This is a genomic window from Streptomyces pallidus (ex Mingjun et al. 2026) (assembly GCF_051550185.1).
In the GTDB taxonomy this organism is placed as follows: domain Bacteria; phylum Actinomycetota; class Actinomycetes; order Streptomycetales; family Streptomycetaceae; genus Streptomyces.
Genome location: NZ_CP196181.1, coordinates 6,784,546 through 6,807,159, shown reverse-complemented (window position 1 = coordinate 6,807,159; position 22,614 = coordinate 6,784,546). Strand labels below are relative to the sequence as shown.

Here is a 22,614-nt window from a genome sequence, read left to right as displayed (position 1 = left end):
CCGTGCCGTCGTACGTGGTGGCGGGAGGCGCGGGCGCAGCCCGTCGTGCGATCACTCGTTCGAGTCATTGCTTTCGGCCGCCCCGGTCGGGCAATGTACCGAATGATCGGTCGGCTGTTCGGCTCGCGACGGGGTGAGGGCACATGACGCAGTACGAGGACCTACGGGACGCGGGCGAGCGGCTCGGCCGCGAGGAGCTGGCCGCACTCCAGCTGACCCGGCTGCGGGACACCCTGGCCCGTGCCTACGAGCGGGTTCCCTTCTACCGGCAGGCCTTCGACAAGGTCGGGGTGCATCCGGACGACTGCCGCTCCCTCGCCGATCTGGCCCGCTTCCCGTTCACCACGAAGGCGGACCTGCGCGACCAGTACCCGTTCGGCATGTTCGCCGTGCCCCGCACGGAGGTGCGCCGCCTGCACGCCTCCAGCGGCACCACCGGCCGCCCCACGGTGGTCGGCTACACCGAGCGGGACCTGGACACCTGGGCCGCGGTCGTCGCCCGCTCGATCCGGGCGGCGGGCGGACGCCCGGGCCAGATCGTGCACATCGCCTACGGCTACGGCCTGTTCACCGGAGGCCTGGGCGCGCACTACGGGGCGGAGCGGCTGGGCTGTACGGTCGTGCCCGCCTCCGGCGGCATGACGGAACGCCAGGTGCGGCTGATCCAGGACTTCCGGCCCGAGGTCATCATGGTGACGCCCTCGTACATGCTGACCCTGCTCGACGAGATGGAGCGGCAGGGCGTCGACCCGCGCAGCACCTCCCTGCGGACGGGGATGTTCGGCGCGGAGCCGTGGACCGAGGGGATGCGCCGGGAGATCGAGGATCGGCTCGGCATCGACGCGGTGGACATCTACGGCCTGTCCGAGGTCATCGGCCCCGGCGTGGCGCAGGAGTTCGCCACCCACAAGGACGGCCTGCACGTGTGGGAGGACCACTTCTACCCGGAGGTGGTGGACCCGCTGACCGGCGAGGTACTGCCGGACGGCGAGCCCGGTGAGCTGGTGTTCACCACCCTCACCAAGGAGGCCATGCCGGTGGTGCGCTACCGCACCCGGGACCTGACGCGGCTGCTGCCGGGCACCGCCCGGCCCGCGTTCCGGCGCATGGAGAAGATCACCGGGCGCAGCGACGACATGCTCATCCTGCGCGGGGTGAACCTGTACCCGACCCAGATCGAGGAGATCCTGCTCGGCACGCCCGGCCTGGCCCCGCACTTCCAGCTGCGGCTGACCCGCGAGGGCCGGATGGACGCGCTGACGGTACGGGTGGAGGCGCGCCCGGACACGGACGCCGCCCGGCGGGAGTCCGCGGCCGCCACCGTGGTGCGGGCGGTCAAGGAGGGAATCGGCGTCACCGTCGCGGTCGAGGTCGTCGACCCGGAGACGTTGGAGCGTTCCGTGGGGAAGCTCAAGCGGCTGGTCGACCTGCGCCGCGCCGGGGAGGGCGGGGACACGCGTCCGGGCGGCTGAAAACCCCCGATCGGCCGTACTTCGGGGCGGCCGCCGAGAGCCGTCGGGCCCGTGCGGGTAGTGCATGAGGCGTGACCGCCAAGCTCCGACAGCTCCACGACCGGCTCCAGGCATCCCCGGTCGGGCTCGCCTGGAGCCGGGGACGCGAGATGGAGCTGATGCACCGGGCCATGGGCTTCGCCGCCCTCGGGTTCCTGACCCTGGTGCCGCTGCTGGTCGTGGTGGCGGCCGCCGCGCCCGGCAGCGGCTCGAACTTCGGCCGCTGGCTCGGCCAGGCGCTCGGGGTCGCGGCGTCCTCCCGGGCCCGGATCGAGATGCTGTTCGCGTCGGCCGACCTGGCGCTGGAGCGGACCACCGCCTTCGGCCTCGCGGCCCTGGCGGTGTTCGGCCTGACGTTCGGGTCGGCCGTGCAGACCGGGTACGAGAAGGTGTGGGACCTGCCCACGGCCCGGTGGCACACCATGTGGCGGCACGTCGTCTGGTTGGCCCTGCTGGTGTGCTACCTGGCGCTGCTCGTGGGGGTCCCCGCCCCGTCGGACGACACCCTGGGCACCCTCTCCGTCGGCACCGGGGACGTCGTCGGCACCTGCGTCTTCTTCTGGGGGTCCCAGCGCCTGCTGCTGGGCGGCCGGGTCCGCTGGCGGGCCCTGCTGCCCGGGGCGGTGGCGACCGGCCTGGGCCTGCTCGGCCTGCGGGTCTTCTCCCAGCTGGTGTTCTCACCGCTGATCGCCTCCAACGCCGTGACGTACGGGCCGTTCGGCACGCTGCTGGTCGTCCAGTCCTGGCTCGTCGGCGTCGGCTTCGTCGTCTACGGGGGCGCGCTCGTGGGCCGACTGGTCCACGAACACCTGACCCTGCGCCGACTGCGGCACGACGGCCTGCTCCCCGACTGAACCGCCCCCGTCCGGCTCCCCGCCCGACCGAGCCGCGGGGCGACGCCGCCGTACGGGATGCCGGCGCCTGGCAGCGGGGAGCGGTCCGGGACCACCTCGGCGGACCCCCGTGTCAGCGGTCGGCCGGCCGGCCGAAACGGTCGCGCAGCTCCCGCTTGAGGATCTTGCCGCTGGCGTTGCGCGGCAGGGCGTCGACGAACAGCACCCGCTTCGGGGCCTTGAAGTGGGCCAGCCGCTCCCGCGCGTACGCCAGCAGCTCCGCCTCCGCCAGGTCCCCGCGCGGCACCACCACGGCCGTGACCGCCTCGATCCACCGCTCGTCGGGCAGTCCCACGACCGCCGCCTCGGCCACCGCGGGGTGCGTGTAGAGCACGTCCTCCACCTGCCGGGAGGCGACCAGCACCCCGCCCGAGTTGATGACGTCCTTCACCCGGTCGACGACCGTGAAGTACCCCTGCGCATCGCGCACCGCCAGGTCACCGGAGCGGAACCAGCCGTCCCGGAAGGCCTCCTGCGTGGCCCCGGGGTCGTTCCAGTAGCCCAGGCAGAGCTGCGGCGAGCGGTACACCACCTCGCCCGCGGTGCCGTCGGGCACGTCCGCGCCGTCCTCGTCGACGACCTTCGCCTCGACGTGCCGGACCGGCCGCCCGCAGGACTCCAGCCTCCCGTCGTGCTCCGCGGGCCCGAGCACGGTGGCCAGCGGCCCGATCTCGCTCTGCCCGAAGCAGTTGTAGAAGCCGAGCCGGGGCAGCCGTGCCCGCAGCCGCTCCAGGACCGGCACCGGCATCACGGACGCCCCGTAGTACGCCTTGCGCAGCGCGCCCAGCTCGCGCCGCTCGAACTCGGGGTGGCCGGCGAGGGCGATCCAGACCGTGGGCGGCGCGAAGAAGCTGTCCGCCCGCCCTGCCTCCACCAGCCCGAACAGTTCTTCGGCCACGGGTGCGTCGAGGATCGTGTTCCGTGCGCCGACGGCGAGGTAGGGCAGCAGGAAGACGTGCATCTGCGCCGAGTGGTACAGCGGCAGGGCGTGCGCCGGCAGGTCCTCCGGTTGCAGGTCCAACGCCTCGACGGCGCTCTCGTACGCGTGGGCCAGCGCCCGGTGCGTCATCATCGCGCCCTTGGGCAGGGCGGTGGTGCCGGAGGTGTAGAGCAGCTGGACCACGGCGCCCGGGTCGCCGGCCGCCTCGAACGGCAGTGGTTCGGCGAGATCGTCGAGGAAGGAGCCGGGCGCGTCGCGCAGCGGCCGCACCGGGTACCCGTCGGGGATCCGCGGGGTCAGGTCCGGGTCGGCGAGGACGAGCGCGCCCGCGCAGTCGTCCAGGATGTGCGCGAGGTCGTCGCCGGTGAGGTTCTGGTTGACGGGGACGTGCGTGAGGCCGGCCCGGGCACAGGCGAGGAAGGCGAGCAGGTAGGCGTCGGAGTTGTGGGCGAAGGCCACGACGCGGTCGCCGGCGCCCAGCCCGTACCGCCCGCGCAGGACGGCGGCTCCGGTGGAGACCGCCGCGTCGAGCTCGGCGTACGTCCACGCCCGGTCCCGGTACCGCAGGGCCTCCCGCCCGGGGAACCGCCGCGCGCTGTCCCGCAGGAGACCGTCGACCGTGTTGTCCCGCACTGCCGTCATACCGCGATCCTCGTGCCCCCGCCCACGACGGGTCAACCGCCGGGGACCGAACGGGCCGCCGGAGCCCTCCGGGGGCCTTCGCCCGGATGTCTGCGGGCCGTCCCCCTGCCGTAGCGGCGACGCCCGAACAGCTCCGGCGCGCGAACCGCGTGCTGCACGGCGCTCGGTGGGCGATCAGGTGGGGGGTGCGGGTGTTGCCGCACCGGCTCCCGCGCGTGGCCTCGACGGCCTCGACGGCCTCCAGCCGCGCGGGGAGTTGGCGACCGGGATGCCCGGCCCGGCGCCCGCGGTGCGGTGGGGACGCCGCTCACGGGCTCACGGGCTCACCGCCAGGAAGAGGTAGGCGGCCAGGACGACCAGGTGGACGCCGCCTTGCAGCAGGGTGGCGCGGCCGAGTACGACGGTGAGGGTGCCCACCGAGACCGTGAGGGCGAGCAGCACCATGTGGACCGGCCCGAGACCGAGCACCAGCGGGCCCGACAGCCACAGGGAGGCGAGGGCGATGGCCGGGATGGTGAGGCCGATGCTGGCGAGGGCGGAGCCGTACGCGAGGTTGAGGCTGGTCTGGACGCGGTCGCGGCTCGCGGCGCGGGCGGCGGCAAGCGTCTCGGGCAGCAGGACGAGCAGGGCGATGACGACGCCGACGACGGCCTGCGGCAGCCCGGCCTCCGCCACGCCTGATTCGATGGCCGGCGAGACGGCCTTGGCGTTGCCGACGACGGCGACGAGGGCGACGAGCAGCAGCCCGAGGCTGATCGCTGCGGCGCGGGCGGTCGGCGGCGCGGCGTGGTCGTCGTCGCGGGTGTCCGTGCCGGTGCCGACGGGCAGGAAGTAGTCCCGGTGCCGGATGGTCTGCACGGAGACGAACAGCCCGTAGAGGGCGAGCGATGCGCAGGCGGCGAAGGTGAGCTGGGCCCCGGAGAATTCGGGACCGGGTTTGCTGGTGGTGAACGTCGGCAGGACCAGGCTGAGGGTGGCGAGGGTGGCAACGCTGGCGAGGGCGGCGCCGGAGCCCTCGGCGTTGAAAACGGCGACGCGGTTGCGCAGGGCGCCGACGAGCAGGGACAGGCCGACGATGCCGTTACAGGTGATCATGACTGCGGCGAAGACGGTGTCCCGGGCCAGCGAGGCGGTTTTGGCGCCGCCGTCGACCATCAGGGTGACGATGAGGGCCACTTCGATGACGGTCACGGCCACCGCGAGGACGAGGGAGCCGAACGGCTCGCCCACCCGGTGGGCGACGACCTCGGCGTGGTGCACGGCCGCGAGCACCGCGCCGGCGAGGCACAGCGCGACGATCGCCACCGCGTATCCCGGCAGGTCCCGCCCCCAGCTGAACACGAGCGCGAGGAGCGAGACGAGCGGGACCAGGACGGTCCAGTGGGTGGCGGGGAACCTGCGTGCTCCGGTACTCATGCCTCCAACCTGCCATGTCGCGCGCTTCCGGGGCGAACCGGGTGAACAGCTGGAAACGGGGTGTACGGGGCGACGGGGCGTCACCCGCCGGGGCGGGCCGGGCCGGCCGGGCCCCGTGAGGGGTCCGGCCGGCCCGGCCCGTGCGGGCTACCAGAAGATGACGACGTAGCCGTCTCCGCCCGCGTCTCCGGGGTTACCCGGCGCGCCCGCGGTGGTGCCGCCCAGGCCGCCGTCACCGCCCGCACCGCTGCCGTTCGGGACGGCGACGATGCCGTCCACCGCCGCGCCCCCTTCGATTCCGACGCCGCTCTGCCCGGTCCGGGTCAGACCGCCCGTACGGCAGGTGGCGCTGCCGCCGGCCCCCGGCTGTCCGTCGGCGCCGGCGGTGGCGCCACCGCCCTGACCGCCGCCACCGCCCTCGCCACCGTTCGCCGCGACCACGATGTCACCCTTGGACGAGGCCAGGGTGGTGGCCGAGCCGTCGGTGCCGTTGTCCCCGGCGGTGCCGGCGGGGCCGCCGTCACCGCCGCCACCGCCCTCGCCGAGGACGACCGCGTAGCTCTTCAGGGGCTTCACCGGCACGGTGCACCAGGCGAAGCCGCCACCCCCGCCGCCACCGCCGTCACCGCCGTCAGCGTCGTCGGTGGTGCCGGCGCCGCCACCGCCGCCGCCCCCACCGCCGGCGCCCCAGGCCTGGACGAACACGGAGGTGACACCGGGCGGCGGGACGAAGGTCCCGTTGTTCGTGAACTCCTGCAGGCCGTGCGGGGACTTCTTCGCCTCGGACTTCGGCTCGTCCTTGGGCTTGGGCTTGGGCTTGGGCTTGGGCTTGGGCTTGGGCTTCGACTCCTCGTCACCCGCAGGCCCGGGGCCGTCGTCCTGGCGGGGGTCCTTCCGGGGAAGGTCCTCGCCGTCCGGCGGCGGCTCCAGAAGGTTGGCGCCCGCGGCGGGCAGCCGGCCCGCACGCTCGGCGTCGGCCTGGGCGGGCGACATGACGAGCAGTTGGCCGGTGACGGCGGCCGCGGTGAGGACCGCTGCGGCCAGCGTCCGCCGGCGCCTGCGGCGGGAGGTGGTACTCGCGTTCATGACTTCCTTACCTCCCTCGGCCGCGCAGGCCGGAGGGAGTACGTGAGACGGCGTGCGATCGGCGGACCGAATGGTCCGCCGCCCATCTCATCGACGCCCGCGGGCACCCTGCCACAGGCGCGGCCGTCCGTTAGCCCGGGCGGCCCGCAAGGTTGCGCTGCTGAGCGTACGACCGGGGCATGGCGCCATCGGAAGGCCGCGCCCGGTCACGCTGTCCGCCCGCCTGCCGCCGGCCCCGGTCACACCGCCCGGTCGCGGCCCTCCCAGAACGGGTCGCGCAGGCGCCGCTTGTACAGCTTGCCGTTGGGGTCGCGGGGCATCTCCGCGATGAAGTCGACCGTCCTGGGCCGTTTGTAGCCGGCCAGCAGGCCCGCGCAGTGCGCCAGGATCCCGGCGGCCAGCTCGTCCCCCGGTTCGTGGCCGTCGGCCGGCTCGACGACCGCCTTGACCTCCTCGCCCCAGTCGGCGTGCGGGATGCCGAAGACGGCGGCGTCGGCGACCGCCGGATGGGTGAGCAGCGCGGCCTCGACCTCGGCGGGGTAGATGTTGACCCCGCCCGAGATGATCATGTCGATCTTGCGGTCGCGGAGGAAGAGGTAGCCCTCCTCGTCCAGCAGTCCGAGGTCGCCGACGGTGAAGAAGTCGCCGATGCGGTTCTTCCGCGTCTTGCCCTCGTCCTTGTGGTAGCTGAAGCCGCCCGTGTTCATCTTCATGTAGACGGTGCCGACTTCCCCGGCGGGCAGCCGGTTGCCGTCGTCGTCGAAGACCGCGAGCTCGCTGATCGGCCAGGCCCGGCCGACCGTGCCCGGCTTCTTCAGCCAGTCCTCGGCGGTGGCGAAGGCGCCGCCGCCCTCACTGGCCGCGTAGTACTCCTCCACGCACTGGCCCCACCAGGCGATCATCGCCCGTTTCACGTGCTCGGGGCACGGGGCGGCGCCGTGGATGGCGTGCCGCATGGAGCCGACGTCGTACGCCGACCGGGTCGCCTCCGGGAGGGCGAGCAGCCGGTGGAACTGGGTGGGGACCATGTGGGTGTGGGTGCAGCGGTGGGCTTCGATCAGCCGCAGCATCTCCTGGGGCGCCCACTTGTCCATCAGCACCAGCGGGTGGCCCAGGTGCAGCGAGGCCCCGGCGAACTGCAGGACCGCCGTGTGGTAGAGCGGCGAGCAGACCAGGTGGACGTTGTCGTCGAAGGGGCGGATGCCGAAGATGCCGAGGAAGCCGCCGAGGTGCGTCTCCTCGGGGGTCTTGCCGGGCAGCGGGCGGCGGATGCCGCGGGGGCGGCCGGTGGTGCCGGAGGTGTAGTTCATGACCCAGCCGAGGGTGCGGTCCGCGGGGGGCGTGCCGGGCCGGCCGTCGAGGAGTCCGGCGTACGGGCGGAAGCCGGGGACGGCGCCGACGGCGTAGCGGTGGGTCGCGGGCAGGGCGGCCTCGTCGGCCGCGGCGGTGGCGGCGTCGGCGAAGCGCTCGTGGGCAATGAGCACCTTGGCCCCGGAGTCGGAGACGATCCAGGCGATCTCGGGGCCGACGAGGTGGTGGTTGACGGGGACGAGGTAGAAGCCGGCCTGGGTGGCGGCGAGGTAGGCGGTGAGGAACTCGACGCCGTTGGGGAGGACCACGGCGAACGCGTCTCCCCGTTCGAGTCCGGCGGCGCGCAGGCCGTGGACGAGGCGGTTGGCGTCGGCGTGCAGCCGGCCGGCCGTCCACTCCTCGCCCTGCGGGGTGACCAGGACGACCCTGTGCGGGTCGGCGGCGGCCTGGGCCCAGAACCCGCCCGCGGAGTGCGGCACGTTGCCGTTGCCGTTGCCCCTGCCGTTCGTGCCCGTCACACTGCTCACTCGGGTCACCCCTTTCACGCCGTCCGGCCGGCGATGCGGTTGATGCGGTCGACGGCCTTCTCGAAGCCGCGGGTGAGGTCGTCGAAGACGGCCCGGACGCTGCGCTCGCTGTTCATGCGGCCGACGATCTGGCCGACGGGGGTGCCGAGCAGCGGCTGGACCTCGTACCTCTGGATCCGGGAGAGCGCCTCGGCGACCAGCAGTCCCTGCAGGGGCATGGGCAGGGCGCCGGGGCCGTCCGGGCCGTCCCAGGCGTCGGTCCACTCGGTGCGCAGTTGTCGGGCGGGTTTGCCGGTGAGGGCGCGGGAGCGGACGGTGTCGCCGGAGCCGGCGGCGAGGAGCTTCTCGGTGAGGGCCCGGGAGTGGAGTTCGGCCTCGGTGGTGGTCAGCCAGAGGGAGCCGAGCCAGACGCCCTGCGCGCCGAGGGCGAGCCCGGCGGCGATCTGCTCGCCACTGCCGATGCCGCCGGCGGCGAGGACGGGGAGCGGGGCGACCGCTTCGGCGATCTCGGGGACGAGGACCATGGTGGCGATCTCGCCGGTGTGGCCGCCGGCCTCGTACCCCTGGGCGACGACGATGTCGATGCCGGCTTCGGCGTGCCGGCGGGCGTGCTTGGCGCTGCCGGCGAGGGCGGCGACGAGGACGCCGCGGTCGTGGGCGCGGGCGATGACGTCGGCGGGCGGGGAACCGAGGGCGTTCGCGAGGAGTTTGACGGGGTAGTCGAAGGCCACAGCGAGCTGGGCGCGGGCGACCTGCTCCATCCAGCCGGTGATCCGCCAGCCGGAGGACTCGCCCTCGGGGAGCTCCGGGACGTGGTGCTTGGCGAGGGTGTCGCGGACGAAGTCGCGGTGCCCGGCCGGGATCATCGCCTCGATCTCGGCCTCGCCGATGCCGTCGACGGCCTTCTTGGCGGGCATGACGACGTCGAGGCCGTAGGGCTTGCCGTCCGTGTGCGCCTGCATCCAGTCGAGGTCGCGCCGCAGGTCGTCGGGGGCGGTGTAGCGGACCGCGCCGAGCACGCCGAAGCCGCCGGCGCGGGTGATCGCGGCCGCGACCGCGGGGAAGGGCGTGAAGCCGAAGAGGGCGTGCTCGACTCCCAGTCTCTTGCTCAGCTCCGTCTGCATGGGCGGCAGCATGCCGCAGCCCGGCGGTCGAGGGAAGGGGTTTTCTGATGCAGCGTCAGATTCTTTGGGGGGTGATCCGTGCGGGGCGCGCGCCGTGGGCGGGCAGATACTCCGAGACGCCGATAGGGCGGACAGGAGGCCCACCATGGAGGCACGCACGGGGGACGGCACGGCGCACCGCGCCCAGGACGCGGATGCGCCCCCCGACCACGACACCAAGCCCTCGCACCCCCTCGGGGCGCAGGACGCGGCGGATCCCGCCCGGCCCGGGTACGACGCGCAGGAGCCGAGCCGGAGGCCCGCCGACGGCCTGCCAGCGCGAGCCCCGCACCTCGCCACGGCCGACGCGGCCGACGGGGCCGACGCGGCCGACGGGGCCGACACCAGCGGCAACAGCAACGGCCCGGCAGCCGAACCGGCCGGCACGCCCGACGGCGCCGCACCCTCGCGCCCCGGCAGCAGCGGGAACAGCGGAACCCCCTGCGGCGACGCCGATGGCGCGGACGCCGAGGGGCCGCCCGCCCCGCTCAGCGGCAGGGGCGGAAACCACCCGCGCGACGGACTCCCACCCCGCAGCACCGCGCCCGACGGCAAGGACGGCACACCCGAGACGGTCCACCCGGCAGCCCTCGCAGTCGACGGGCGCGGGAGTGCACTCCGCGACGGGAGCGGGAGGTGCGGCGAGCGCAGCCACGGCGACACCGGTGTGCCGCGCGACACGGACGACGAGGCGCGCAGGCAGCCCGGAGCGGACGGCAACGCCCACCCGCGGCGCAGCAGGAACGGGAACGCCGACAGGCAGCGCGCCGCCAGCGGGAACACCGGCGCGCAGTGCAGCGGCAGCGGGGGCTCAGCTGCGCCCTACCGCGGCTCCGCGCCCGCGGGGCGAACCGGCACCGGCGAGGACCGCGGCGGTTCGGAAGCCGGCGCCGGCGGTCGCGACGGCGGTGACGGCGCAGACCGCGGGACCCACGAGACCCGCGGCAGCGGCAGCAGCGGCGGGCGGCCTCCCGGCGGCGGGCTGACGCGGCGGGGGCTGGGGGGCCGGTTGCTGGCGTTGAGCGGGGTGTTGCTGTTGCAGGGGGTGCTGCCCGGGGCCGCCGGGGCCGCGGGCAACCCGGCCGAGCGGCGGGCGCTCCAGGGACTGCGGCTGCGGTACGGGTCCGCGCGCCAGGCCGGTCTGCTGGAGCGGCACTTGGAGCAGGTGGCGGAGGAGGCCCGGCGGTTCCTCGGCCCCTCCCCCCTGCACCCCTACTACGCCGGGGCCGTGGTCCTCGCGGGCCGCGGCCGGACCATCGCCCTGCACCGTGCGATGGGCGACGCCGTACGGTACGCGGACTACGACGGCCGGACCGACCTCGCCCGGGAGTTCCCGGCGGCGCAGCGCATCGCGATGGCGGAGGACACCGTCTTCGACCTGGCGTCGCTGACCAAGCTGTTCACCTCACTGCTGGCGGTCCAGCAGATCGAACGGAGATGTCTGGAGTTGGAGGCTCCGGTGGACCGGTACCTGCCCGAGTTCACCGGCGGCGGCAAGGAGTTGATCACGGTCCGGCAGCTCCTCACCCACACCTCGGGGCTGCGCTCCTGGGCACCGTTCTACCAGGAGCCCACCCGGGCGGGGCAGTTGCGGCTGCTGTGGTCCGTGCGTCCCCAGGAGCCCCCCGGGACGGTGTACCGCTACTCGGACCTCAACCTCATCACGCTGCAACTGCTCCTGGAACGGATCACCGGTCACACTCTGGATCTCCTGCTCCAGGACGAGATCACCGCTCCGCTCGGGATGCACCGCACGCGCTACAACCCGCCGCTCTCCTGGCGCCGCGTCACGGCCGCCACCGAGGTCCAGCGCCCGCCCTGGTCCGGCCTGGACCGCGGGCTGGTGTGGGGCAGGGTCCACGACGAGAACGCGTACGCCCTCGGCGGCGTCGCCGGCCACGCCGGGATCTTCAGCACGGCCTGGGACCTCGCCGTCCTCGCCCGCACCCTCCTCGACGGCGGGATCTACGCCGGCCGGCGCATCCTGCGCCCCGCCTCCGTCGAACTGCTCTTCACCGACTTCAACACCGCCTTCCCCAACGACGACCACGGTCTCGGCTTCGAGCTCTACCAGCACTGGTACATGGGGGCGATGGCCACCCCGCAGTCCGCCGGCCACACCGGCTTCACCGGCACCTCCCTCGTCCTGGACCCCTCCACCGACTCGTTCCTCATCCTGCTCGGCAACTCCGTGCACCCCGTACGCACCTGGCGGGCGGGCAGTGCCCCGCGGGTCGCGGTCGGCAACCGCTTCGCCCGCGCCGTCCCGGTCCGGACCCGGCACGGCGGCCCGGCCTGGTTCTCCGGCATGGAGCCCGGCGGCTCCGGCACCCTGACGCTGCCCCCGCTCACCCCGGCCACCGCCGAGGCCCGGCTTCGCTGTGCCGTGTGGTGGGACACCGTGCCCGGCGAGGGCGCCTTCCACCTGGAGGCGTCGGCGGACGGCACGGTGTGGCAGCCGCTGCCGTTCCACACGGTCCGCACCACCGGTGGCACCGCAGAGCAGTGGCCGCAAGGCCGCGCCGACGGCTGGTCGGGCCGCATCTGGCACCGTCTCGAGGCCCCCCTCACGGCCTGGGCGGGCCGCCCGGTGCACCTGCGCTTCCGGCACACCGCGACCGGCCGCTACGTCGGGCGCGGGGTGTACGTGGACGTCGTACGGGTCTCGGAGCGGGCCCGGCTGCTGTTCTCGGAGGACCGCCCGACCGACGCCGCCGCCCTCCGCGCGGACGGCTGGACCCGCTCGTCCGACTAGGTCTTCGCCGCCGCGGCCGGTCCTGCTCGCCCCGGCCACCGCCGGCCGCATCGTCATCAGGCTGAACGGTTGACGGCGCCCGGGAACGCCGACGCCGCGCCCTGGCCACCTTGCTCGCGTTCCTGAGCACCCATCGGTCACTGTTCCACCAGGGCCGGCGTGCCGGGAGTCCCCCGGACCGGGGGCGCCGGACGCGGCCTGCTCAGAGCTCCTCGCCCAGCGGCAGGCGACGGATGCCCGGCAGGTACTCGTCGAGTTCTCCCGGGGTGAACCGGGACATCCCGACCACGTGCCAGAACTCGCCGGCGACGTCGCCCTCGTACTTGTACCCGCCGGACGGGGTCAGCGTCGCCCAACCGCCGGCCAGCCCCATCAGGGTCGCCCGCAGCGTCGGCGCTCCCCCGCCCGTGGGCGCCGGCAGGGTCCACAGCCGGACCGTGCCGTCCTCGGCGCCGCTCGCGAGGGTGGTGCCGTCCGGGGAGAAGGCGAGGGACAGGACCCGGCCGGTGTGGCCGACGAGGTCGGCGACGTGTTCGCCCGTCCGGGCGTGCCACAGGCAGACGCTGCGGTCGTCGCCCGAGGCGGCGAGCAGGGGCCGGGACGGGTGGGCGGCCACGGCCCACAGCCGGCCGCCGCGTCCGCGCAGGCGCAGGGCGGCCCGCCCGTCCCTCCAGACGATGACGGTGCCGTCCCAGCTCGCGCTGGCCAGCCAGCCGCCGCTCTCCGGCCCGTACGCGACGCCGTACACGCGGTCCGCGTGCCCCAGGCCGTTGCCCCCGAGCTCCGCCGCGAGCCGGCCGCTGCGGGCGTCCCACACCCGGACGTAGCTGTCGTCGCAGCCGGTGGCCAGGACGTCGGCGTCCGAGCGGAAGGCGATCGAGCGGACCCGGCCCCGGTGGGCGTCCAGCGTGGACACGGGCGAGCCGGTGGGGCGGAACCAGACCCGGACGGAGTCGTCGTCGTTGGCGGTGGCGAGCAGGGTGCCGTCGGCGTTGAAGGCCTCCGCCCACACGTGCTCGGTCTCGGCGTCGAGCTCGCGCATGTACTCGCCGCCCGCCGGGTCCCACAGGTACATGTCGCCGTCGTTGCTGGCCGTGGCGAGGAGGGGTTCGACGGGGCTGAAGGCCGCCGACACCAGGCGGTCGCCGCGCCCGAGGAGCTCCTGCGTGCGCCGCCCGGTGCGGGTCTCCCACAGCCGTACGACGCCGTCGTTGCCGGCGGTCGCCAGCTGTGTGCCGTCCGCGCTGAAGGCGACCCCGCTGATCCGGCGGCCGTGGCCGCGCAGGATGCGCTTGCCCTGGCCGGTGGCGGCGTCCCAGATCTGCGCGCCGCCGTCGTTGCCGACGGTGAGCAGCTGGCTGTCGCCGGGCCGGAAGGCACAGGCCCAGGCGGTGCCCCGGTGCTCGGTCGGCTGCTGGGGGTGGAGGGCGACCGTGTAGCCGTGCGGGCGGGCGGTGACGGTCCACAGCCGGACCGTGCCGTTGCTGTCGCAGGCGGCGAGGAGCCTGCCGCCGTCACCGAACAGCACCTGGTAGACGGCGCCGGTGCTGCGTTCGAGGGTGCCGGCGGGGGTGCCGACGACGGGGTCCCACAGCCGGACCTGGCCGTCGGTGTCCCCGCTGGCGAGGAGGTTCCCCTCGGGGTGGAAGTCGAGGACGTACACGCGGCCGGTGTGCCCGGTGAACTCGTGCAGCAGCCGGCAGTCGGCCGTGCGCCAGACCCTGACCGTCCCGCCCTGCCCGGCCGCGCCGCGGTCGGCGGTGGCGAAGAGGGTGCCGTCGGGGCTGAACCGGGCGCGGTAGACGGCCCCTCGGTGGCCGTCGATCTCGCGGACGCACCGGCCGGTGGCAAGGTCCCAGAGGCGTAGCTGGGCGTTGGCGTCGCCGGTGAGCAGGGTGCCGCCGGGGCCGTACACGGCGGTGTAGACGGGGGCGGTGTGGCCGGGCAGCCGGTGCAGGGGCGCGCCGTCGGCCACGTCCCAGACGGTGACCAGGCCCTCGCTGTCGCCGGTGGCGAGGAGGGTGCCGTCGGGGTCGAGGGAGAGCGGCCACACACCGTCGGGGTGGATCTCCAGGCGGTGCCGGCAGGCTCCGGTCACCGGGTCCCAGAGTCGTACGACGCCGTCGGATCCGCCGGTGGCGATGGTGTTCGTGCGGAACTTCACGGCGTACACCCGGCCCTCGTGGCCCTGGAGGGTGCGCACGGCGCGGCCGTCGTCGCCGCCGCAGACCAGGATGGAGCCGTCCTCGCTGCCGACGGCGAGGAGTTCGCCGTCGGCGCTGTACGCGATGGGTTCGGGGAGGCGGCTGGTGCGGATGCCGAAGCCGTACGGGACGCCGACCGCCGACGGGCGCAGGCCCGCGTCGACGGGCATGCCGGGGGCGATGGCGGCGGTGGCGAGTTCGGGGGCGGCCCGAACGTCGTCGTCCATCGTCACGTCGATGAGCGCGGCCCGGTGCCAGCGGCTGCCGGTCAGCCGGGCGCCGCGCAGGTCGGCCCGGGTCAGCCGGGCCCGGCTGAGGTTGGCTCCGGTCAGGTCGGCCCGGCTCAGGTCGGCCCGGTCGAGGCGGGCGCCGGCCAGCAGGGTGCCGCGCAGCAGCGCGCCGGAGAGGCTGGCGCCGATCAGTCGGGCGTCGGTGAGGTCGGCGTCGGTCAGGTCGACGCCGGAGAAGTCGCGGTGCGAGAGGTCCTCGCCGGCCAGCCGGGCGCCGCGCAGGTCGGCGTTGGCGGGGACCCGGAGGCGGTCGCTGATGCGGACGGCGTTGGCCCGGGCGGCGTCGCTGACCCCGCGTCCGGGGGAGTCGAGGACCTCGCGCACCCAGCGGGCGCAGCGCTCGTGGTCGGCGAGGTCGCAGAAGAACTCGACGGCGAGCTGGCTGAGCGGGCGGGCGTAGAGCAGGGCGTGCTGCCCGCGGTCGAGTTGGCGGGCGGCTTCCCGCGCGACCAGCCACTCGACGACGGATCCGTGGATGAACTGGAAGACTCCGTCGTCGCTGCGCACGAGCAGGCTGCCCGCGCCGACGGCCTGGGCGCGCTCGGCCGCGGTGAGCGGGGACTCGGTGAGTTCGTTGAGGGTGGCGGCCACCGTCTCGGTGAGCTCGTCGAGCCGCAGGGCGCTGCGGCCGGTCTCCCACAGCCGCCAGGCCAGTGCGGTGACCGCGGCCCACAGCTCGTGGAGGGCGAGTCCGGGCGGGGCGCCGGGCCCGCCCTGGCCGCGCTGTTCCTCGTACTGCAGCCAGGCGGTGAAGACGTCCTCGTAGAGGCGGGCCGGGCTGAGTGCGCGGCCGGCTCCGGCGACGGCCCTGAGCTGGTCCTGGCTCAGGCCGGCGACGAAGGACAGCAGCCGGGGGTTGCGGCAGAGCATCAGCAGGTCGGGGATGTTCCGCAGGAGCTGGTAGCGGCGGTCGGCGGAGGCCTCGTCGCCGTAGCTGCGGACCAGGTAGGAGCGGATCTGTGCCGGGGTGAAGCCCTCGACGGACAGGATCCGGCGCTGCGGCAGCAGTCCGACGCGCTCGCCGAGGGCGGTGAGGACCTGGGCGTGCGACTTGAAGTGCTGGGTGCGGCTGCTGACGACGATCTTCGCGCTGTCGACGGCGGCGTCGAGGAGGACCTGGAGGTGGTCGGCGGCGCGGTCGTAGCTGACGCGGTGGACGAGTTCGTCGAAGCCGTCGAAGAGGAGGACGACCCGGCCCTGGGCGAGCATGTAGCGCAGGGCCCGCAGGTCGATGGTGTCGACGTCGTGGCCGGCGAGGTGGGCGGCGACGAGGCCTTCGAGGCTGTGGGCCCGGTCGAGGGTGTTGAGCGGGATGAGCAGCGGGGTCAGGTGCGGGAGCTGTCCGGCGATGCGGCGGGCCAGTTCCCGCAGGGCGAAGGTCTTGCCGTGGCCGAAGTCGCCGAGGAGCAGGACGAAGCGGCCGTGGTCGGATTCGAGGAGTTCGAGCAGTTCCTCGACGAGGCCGTCGCGTTCCTGGCCGTCGGGGCGGTCGGCGTCGCGGTAGCGCTGGGGGAGGTAGAGGGAGGGCGGGTACTGCTCGCTGGCGACGAGCCGGGCGGTCTGGCCGGTGACGTAGCCGCGCAGGTCGAGCAGGCCCTGGAACTCGATGAAGCTGCGCACCCGGACCCGTACGCCGTGGCTGGCGGCCCGCTGCCGCAGGGCGCCGGGCGGTGCCTCGCCGCCGTAGACGAGGACGGCTTCGGAGCCGGGGTCGGTGGCGTGGACCTGAGAGATGAACCGGTCGAGTTCGTCCTCGGCGGGGGTGCCCGGGTGGACGGCTATGCGCTGCTGGCGGACGACGCCGTCGTCGGGCTCCCGCCAGGTGGCCATGATCTGCGCCATGTCGCCCGGTTCGCGGCGCGGCACGTCGCGCAGCCGCACGCCCTCCCTGCGGACCCGGCAGACCTCCTTGACCCGCTCGGCGAGAGAAGCGGCCGGGTCGTCGAGCGGGGCCCTGCCCTGCCGGGGCAGGGCCTGGACTACGGCGGGGAGTTCGGGGACGGGGAAGACCCGGCGGGTCTGCCGCCACTCGGCGGGGAAGCGCTCGCCGGAGCCGGTGATGCGGTCGTCCCAGCGGGTGACCCCGTCGGCGGTGACCTGGAGCAGCTGGAAGCGGGCGGGGGCGGCGGAGCCGAACACCGGCAGGCCGCCGGCGGCGCCGGTGAGCTGGGAGCGGCTGGGGTCGGCGGTGGTGGTGCGGGGGCCGCCGGTCGGACCGTGCAGCAGCAGGTGCAGGCGGGGCGCGGCCAGCCGGGCGAGGGTGTCGGCGTCCCTGAGCCCGCCGGGGCCGCCGGCCGCGTCACCGGGGCGGCGGCCGTCGGTGAGCGGGTGCCGGAGGGCTCCGATGCGGAGCCAGCCCTCCTCCTCGTACGTGCGCATGGCCTCGGCGAACCAGGCGGCCTGGTCGCGGCCGATGAACCCGTACTGCTCCTCCGGGCGGTGGCTGTAGGCGATGGTGGAGTTGAAGCCGGCGACGACCGTGCTCAGTTCGGGGACGGGGAAGAGGGTCCAGGGCTGGTCGCTGTCGAAGACGGTGTCCAGGCCCTGGTAGAGGCCGCGGAAGAGCCGGGTGTAGTGGCGCCACTTGGGCCAGTACGGTGGCTGGGGGGCGACCTCGTCGGCTTCGCAGGTGTGGAAGTAGGCCTGGGAGGCGGCCTGGTTCACGTCCTGCGCGCCGGGCACCACCATCACCCGCTGGGGGGACAGGTCGAGCTGGGAGCGCAGGGCGGTGAGGAAGCTGAGGGCCTGGTCGCACTCGCGGGGGCTGCCGGAGGCGGTGAGGTCCCCGGTGACGACCATCAGGTCGGGGGCGGGGGCTCCGGCGTCCCTGAGCATGATGAGGTCGCCGCGGACCTGCCGGCTGAGCGCGTCGGGCTCGCGGCCGCGCCCGAAGTCGGGTCCGGCCAGGTGCAGGACGGTGACCGCGTCCCGGGCGCTGCCGCCGGCCGGGGAGGCCTGGGGGTAGAGGGGTGCCCGGGCCGGCCGGCGGCGCCCGGGCCAGCCGGGGCCGGCGAGGGCGCTGGGCTGCGGGCGGGCCGGATCGGGCTGCTCGGGGCGGCGGGCGGGGGCCGGTCCGCTGCCCGGGTAGCCGGGCCGGCGACCGGGGCGGGCGTGCCCGTCGACGGCCTGCTCGACCCGGGTGAGCAGCAGGGAGCGGGCGGTGTCGGAGTCGGGCACGCCCACGAGGTCGACGTAGGTGATGGTGGCGAGGAGCCCCTCGATGGGCATTTCGTCCACCCGTACGGTCAGCAGGCGGCGCTCGGGGGACTCGGGCGAGGCGCGCAGGGCGGCCTGCCATTCCATGCGGCCGTAGGTGGAGCGCTCGTAGTGGCGGGACAGGACGGCGATCACCGCGACGGACTCGCTGACCCCGCGGTCCATGAAGTCGATGAAGTTGGTTCCCGGCACGAAGTCCCAGGCCTGGACGACCGTGCGGTAGCCGGCTTCCTCCAGGGTCCAGGCGATCCATGCGGCCCATGGTTCGTCTGCCGGCGAGTAGCTGATGAAGAAGTCGAACTCTCTTGCGGGTGCGCCGAATTGCCCGTCCGTCATCATGGATTCATGGTAGGCCCGGGGGTCCGGGAGCGACCTTGTTCCGGCGAGGAAGGCCGGGTTCCCCGCCGGCGGTCGGGCCGGGCTCGCGCCGGCGAGCCGCCGTCCGGTCCGTCATGTTCGCCCGACCGGATCCAACTCGGTTCACTTTGCCCCGTATACCCTGTTCTGCACTTCGCCGTCTGATGTCCGGGCGCGCGCGTGTGCGACTCTGTTCGCCGTGTCTCTCCTCAGGCGTCTCCACGTACTCGACTGGCTGGCCGGCGGGCTGCTCGTGCTCGGCGTGCTCTGCGTGGCCACGGGCCTCCTCCCCACCGGTCCCGCCGGCAACGTGATCGAGCGCATCGGCCCGCTGCTGGTGTTCCTCGCCACGGTCATCGTCCTCGCCGAACTGACCGGCAAGGCCCAGGTCTTCGACGTGGTCGCCACCTGGGTGGCCCGCGCGGGCCGGGGGAACTACCCCCTCCTGTTCGGTCTGTGCGTGGCCTTCGCCTCCCTCACCACCATCACCCTCAACCTGGACACCACGGCGGTGCTGCTGACCCCGGTGATGCTGGCGCTGGCGACCCGGGTGGGCATCGCGTCCGTACCGCTGGCGATGACCACGGTCTGGCTGGCGAACACGGCGAGCCTGCTGCTCCCGGTGTCGAACCTGACGAACCTGCTCGCCGCGGACCGGGTGGCGCTGGCCCCCTCGGAGATGGCCGCCGCCATGTGGGCGCCGCAGCTGGCCGCCATAACGGTCACGATGGCCTGCCTGTGGGGCTTCTACTGGCGTCTGGGCCGCCGCGGCGAGCTCCGCTACGAGCCGCCGTCGCCGCCGAGCCCGGCGGACCGGGTGCTGTTCCGGGTGTGCGCGGTGGCCTGCGCCGGGTTCCTGCTGGCCATCCTCGCCGACGTGCCGCTGTGGGCGGCGTCACTGTCGGCCGCACTGGTGGTGGTGGCGGCCTTCGCGGTCCGCAGCCGGGAGACGCTCCGGCTGTCCCTGGTGCCCTGGCGGCTCCTCGTCCTGGTGCCCGGGATGTTCCTGGTCGTGGAGACGGCCAGCGCCAACGGGCTGCAGGAGATACTGGCGGCGGCCATCGGCTCCGACAACGGGCCCATGGGAATGCTGAGGTCGGCCGCGGTCGGGGCCGGCTTCTCGAACATACTGAACAACCTGCCGGCGTACATGGCGGGCGAGTCGGCGATCCCCGACGGCAACCACCACCAGCTGCTCGCCCAGCTGATCGGCGTCAACGTGGGCCCGGTCGTCACGCCGTGGGCCTCGCTCGCCACCCTGCTGTGGTTCGAGCGGTGCCGCTGGCACGGCACCCGGATCGACCTCGGCCGCTTCCTGGGCACGGGACTGGTGCTGGCGGTGGCGGGCACGCTGGCGGCGACGGTGGCCCTGGCGGCCACCGCGTAGCCCGCCCCGCCCGGCTCAGCCGGCCGCCCGCTCGACCGCGGCCCCCACCTCCCGCAGCAGGTACGCGAGGGTCCCGCCGCGCCCGGCCACGAAGCTGCGCCCGGTGTCGTCCCCGGCGAAGCCGGGCCGGAACTGCGTCCCGGACAGCGTGCGCAGCTCCGCCCCCGCCTCGGCCGCGAGCAGTGCCCCGGTCGGCAGGTCGACGCCCTCGGCGCGGTAGCCGACGAACGCGTCGATGGTGCCGCGGGCCAGCAGGCTCCAGCCGAGCAGCGGTGCCCACAGCTGCAGGACGCGCCGGCAGCCGAGTTCGAGCGCCCCGCGCAGCGCCGTCGCGGTGGCGTCGCCGCGGGCCACCGCGTACCCCTGGGTCCAGGCCACGACAGGCCCGGGGCGCGGCAGGATGGGGCGGGGGCCGGGCAGTGCCCCGGCCGGCCCGTGCGCCCCGCCCCCCTTGACCGCGTGCCAGGTCTCCCCGGTGACCGGTTCGTGCACGACGCCCATGACCGGGGTGCCGCCGAGGCACAGGCCGATGCCCACCACGAACGCGGGCAGGCCGATCGCGACGTTGTTGCTGCCGTCCAGCGGGTCGACGAGCCAGGTGCGTTCCCCGGCGGCGCCGAGGAGGCCCGCCTCCTCGGACAGGATCCGGTCGGCCGGGAAGTGGTGCCGGATCCGGCCGAGGACGAGTTCCTCGGCGGCGAGGTCGAGGTCCATCAGGACGTCGCCGGAGTCGCCCTTGGTCCGCAGGCGGCGCGCCGTACCGAAACGGCTGCGCAGCAGGCCGCCCGCCTCCTCGGCCGCGGCGACGGCGACCTGCCGCTCGTGGTCGAAGTCAGGCAGCCCGCTGCTCGGCATGGATCCTCCTGAGGACGGCGTGGACGCTGCGCACGGTCAGTTCGGTGTCGCACAGCCGGCGGGTGGTGCGGCGCGGACGGCCGTCGACCGGCCCGAGCGACAGGTCGGCCCGCCCGGGCACGGACATCCCGTGGACCAGGGTGGCGGCGGGTTCCGGACCCTCCAGGGCGGTGGCGTGGAACTCGCCCGCGGTGAGGGTGTAGGTCCCGCCCCGGGCGGTGACGTGGGCGGGGCCGAGTTCGCTGCGGACGAGGAGCGGAGTGGGCCGGATCTCGTCGACTCCGTCGCTGCCGCTGTGCACCTCGAACACGCGGTGGGTGGCGCCCTCCTCGCCGTCGCCCACCTCCCTCACGCGTACGGGCAGGTTGGCCACCCGCCCGTACAGCACGCGGCTGCGCAGTTCCCAGCTGTGGGCGTGCAGCGGGGACGCGCCCGGCTCGGCGCGGTCGCCGGCCTCGAAGAGGTGCACGCAGATGCCGCGGGGGTCCTCTCTCAGCAGGGGGAGGCAGAGGAATCCGAGGGGGTGCCGCACCGCCCGTAACGTCCTTTCCCCGGAGGCGATCTCCTCCAGGGTGGCGAGTGTCCTTTCGAGCTCGTGGTCCATGGGGGCGCGCCGGAGCGCCTCACCTCCTGTAGGGGTCCTCCGCATGCAGGGCCTTCTCGATGATCTTGCCGATGTCGCTGTCGGTGAAGACGCGCGGGAGCGGGAGCCGCAGCTCGTCGAAGAGGGTGCGCACCTCGTCGACGGTGGGCTCCTGGCCGAGGGGGGCGGTGACGCGCAGGTCGAGCGCCGCGGCCTGTTCCCGGCTCTGGTGCAACTCGGTGACGTAGTAGTCGTAGAGCGGTTGTCCGCGTTCCACGAGCAGGTTGACCCGGGACTGGTCGTCCTGGGTGATGACGAGGCAGGTCTCGGACAGGTCGAAGCGCAGGGTGGGCACGGCGGACGAGAGGTGCACGCTGATCTCCAGCGTGGTCAGCTGCCGCTGGTACCAGCAGGCGGCGAGGACGGTCGCGTACGACTCCCGGCGGACCCGGTCGGTGGTCCACGGCTCGTCGCCGCGGCGCTGGCCGCCGAACATCTGCCGGAACCGGGCGTAGGCGGCGCAGGCCCGCTCGTCGGACGGGTTGACGATGTCGATCTTCACGTTGAGCTGGGAGCGCTGCTCCTTGGCCGCGGCCACGCACTGGGGCAGGGTGACGGCCCGGAGGTAGGTCCCGGTGCCGCCCTTGAAGTACCAGAGGTTGGTGTGCTGGCGGGCCTTGCGCAGCGCCTCGCCGACCTCGTTGCCCGACAGCGAGCGCACCATGGCGAGGTCCTCCAGGGCCCGCCTGGTGCCGTTCATCGCCTCCTGGATGGCGGCGGGCCGGCGTACGCGCTCCACGATCGAGCCGGTGGCGAGCAGGCCGAGGACGACCAGGGTGGCTCCGGAGGAGACGTCGTCGCTGACGACGTCTCCGAAGATGTCCAGGAAGCCGACGCCCATGGCGACGCACAGGGCGACCACGACGTCCGCGTTGCGCAGCACCCAGGCCACGAAGCGTTCCAGCCGCCCCACTCGTGCCGCCATGCAGGCTCCCCTCCCCCGTCGCCGTTCTGATGGTAGGAGATGCCGCGGCGGCCCCACCAGAGCACGTCCGCGTCGCACGGGGGCGCACCCGGCGCCCCGGGCGGGTCAGGGGCGGACCAGGCAGAACGGGTGGCCCGCCGGGTCCGCGTACACGCGCCAGTCGTCGGTGCCGGGTCGGGCGTCGAGGAGGGCGGCTCCGGCGGCCAGCACCTGCTCCTGGGCCCGGTCGAGGTCGGGGACCCCGAAGTCCAGGTGGAACTGCTGGGGGTGTGCGGGGTCGGGCCAGCGGGGCGGCCGGTGGTCGGCGACCCGCTGGAAGGCGAGGACGGTCCCGGACGGGGTGTGGAGCGTGGCCCAGTCCTCGTCGACCGACCACCGGTGGTCGGGCCGGTTGACGGTGCCGCCCAGCACGGACCGGTAGAACCCGGCGAGGGCGAGCGGATCGGGGCAGTCCAGCACGACGCACTGAAGTTCGGCGATCATGCCCTGATCG

General features: G+C 74.4%; 14 protein-coding genes. 4 read left to right on the top strand and 10 right to left on the bottom strand.

Annotated elements, in window-relative coordinates; all coding sequences use genetic code 11:
- Positions 1-143: 143 nt before the first annotated feature.
- Both paaK and ACSHWO_RS30325 read left to right on the top strand, forming a co-directional pair.
- Positions 144-1,472, top strand: coding sequence for a phenylacetate--CoA ligase PaaK (gene paaK, locus ACSHWO_RS30330; RefSeq protein ID WP_438316865.1), 1,329 nt, complete (start codon positions 144-146; stop codon positions 1,470-1,472).
- Between the two features lie 71 nt (positions 1,473-1,543).
- On the top strand, positions 1,544-2,365 hold the full coding sequence (locus ACSHWO_RS30325; RefSeq protein WP_438316862.1) for a YhjD/YihY/BrkB family envelope integrity protein: 822 nt from the start codon (positions 1,544-1,546) through the stop codon (positions 2,363-2,365).
- Positions 2,366-2,477: 112 nt separating this feature from the next.
- Here ACSHWO_RS30325 and ACSHWO_RS30320 read toward each other — a convergent pair whose 3' ends face one another.
- From ACSHWO_RS30320 to ACSHWO_RS30300, 5 genes are all read right to left on the bottom strand, one after another.
- Positions 2,478-3,986, bottom strand: coding sequence for a fatty acyl-CoA synthetase (locus ACSHWO_RS30320; RefSeq protein ID WP_438316859.1), 1,509 nt, complete (start codon positions 3,984-3,986; stop codon positions 2,478-2,480).
- Positions 3,987-4,301: 315 nt separating this feature from the next.
- Positions 4,302-5,402: a calcium:proton antiporter gene (locus tag ACSHWO_RS30315; RefSeq protein ID WP_438316856.1), complete on the bottom strand. Its 1,101-nt coding sequence runs from the start codon at positions 5,400-5,402 to the stop codon at positions 4,302-4,304.
- Positions 5,403-5,549: 147 nt separating this feature from the next.
- Positions 5,550-6,488, bottom strand: coding sequence for a hypothetical protein (locus ACSHWO_RS30310; RefSeq protein ID WP_438316853.1), 939 nt, complete (start codon positions 6,486-6,488; stop codon positions 5,550-5,552).
- Between the two features lie 239 nt (positions 6,489-6,727).
- The gene (locus tag ACSHWO_RS30305) at positions 6,728-8,317 is read right to left on the bottom strand and encodes an acyl-CoA synthetase (RefSeq protein ID WP_438319314.1); all 1,590 of its coding nucleotides are present in this window, start codon (positions 8,315-8,317) and stop codon (positions 6,728-6,730) included.
- 23 nt (positions 8,318-8,340) lie between these two features.
- Positions 8,341-9,450: a nitronate monooxygenase gene (locus tag ACSHWO_RS30300; protein WP_385834397.1), complete on the bottom strand. Its 1,110-nt coding sequence runs from the start codon at positions 9,448-9,450 to the stop codon at positions 8,341-8,343.
- 1,021 nt (positions 9,451-10,471) lie between these two features.
- On the opposite strand from ACSHWO_RS30300, the gene ACSHWO_RS30295 reads away from it, so the two are divergent.
- A complete protein-coding gene (locus ACSHWO_RS30295; protein ID WP_438319313.1) occupies positions 10,472-12,244 on the top strand; it encodes a serine hydrolase in 1,773 nt (590 codons plus the stop codon).
- Between the two features lie 202 nt (positions 12,245-12,446).
- Here ACSHWO_RS30295 and ACSHWO_RS30290 read toward each other — a convergent pair whose 3' ends face one another.
- Positions 12,447-18,293 (bottom strand): TIR domain-containing protein, encoded by a 5,847-nt coding sequence (locus tag ACSHWO_RS30290; RefSeq protein WP_438316850.1) that lies wholly within the window; start codon positions 18,291-18,293, stop codon positions 12,447-12,449.
- A 217-nt stretch (positions 18,294-18,510) separates the two neighbouring features.
- On the opposite strand from ACSHWO_RS30290, the gene ACSHWO_RS30285 reads away from it, so the two are divergent.
- Entirely contained in the window at positions 18,511-19,698 is a 1,188-nt protein-coding gene (locus tag ACSHWO_RS30285) for an SLC13 family permease (protein ID WP_438316848.1), read from the top strand.
- A gap of 15 nt (positions 19,699-19,713) precedes the next feature.
- On the opposite strand, the gene ACSHWO_RS30280 is transcribed toward ACSHWO_RS30285, so the two are convergent.
- The 4 genes from ACSHWO_RS30280 to ACSHWO_RS30265 form a co-directional block, all read right to left on the bottom strand.
- Positions 19,714-20,553, bottom strand: a complete 840-nt coding sequence (locus ACSHWO_RS30280; protein ID WP_361090247.1) for an inositol monophosphatase family protein — start codon at positions 20,551-20,553, stop codon at positions 19,714-19,716.
- Positions 20,531-21,157, bottom strand: coding sequence for a hypothetical protein (locus ACSHWO_RS30275; RefSeq protein WP_385834422.1), 627 nt, complete (start codon positions 21,155-21,157; stop codon positions 20,531-20,533). Before ACSHWO_RS30275 ends, ACSHWO_RS30280 begins: the two co-directional genes overlap by 23 nt.
- A gap of 19 nt (positions 21,158-21,176) precedes the next feature.
- Positions 21,177-22,121: a hypothetical protein gene (locus tag ACSHWO_RS30270; RefSeq protein WP_385834429.1), complete on the bottom strand. Its 945-nt coding sequence runs from the start codon at positions 22,119-22,121 to the stop codon at positions 21,177-21,179.
- Between the two features lie 105 nt (positions 22,122-22,226).
- Positions 22,227-22,604 carry a VOC family protein gene (locus tag ACSHWO_RS30265; protein ID WP_438316843.1) on the bottom strand — a complete coding sequence of 126 codons (378 nt, stop codon included), beginning with the start codon at positions 22,602-22,604 and terminating at the stop codon, positions 22,227-22,229.
- Positions 22,605-22,614: the final 10 nt, after the last annotated feature.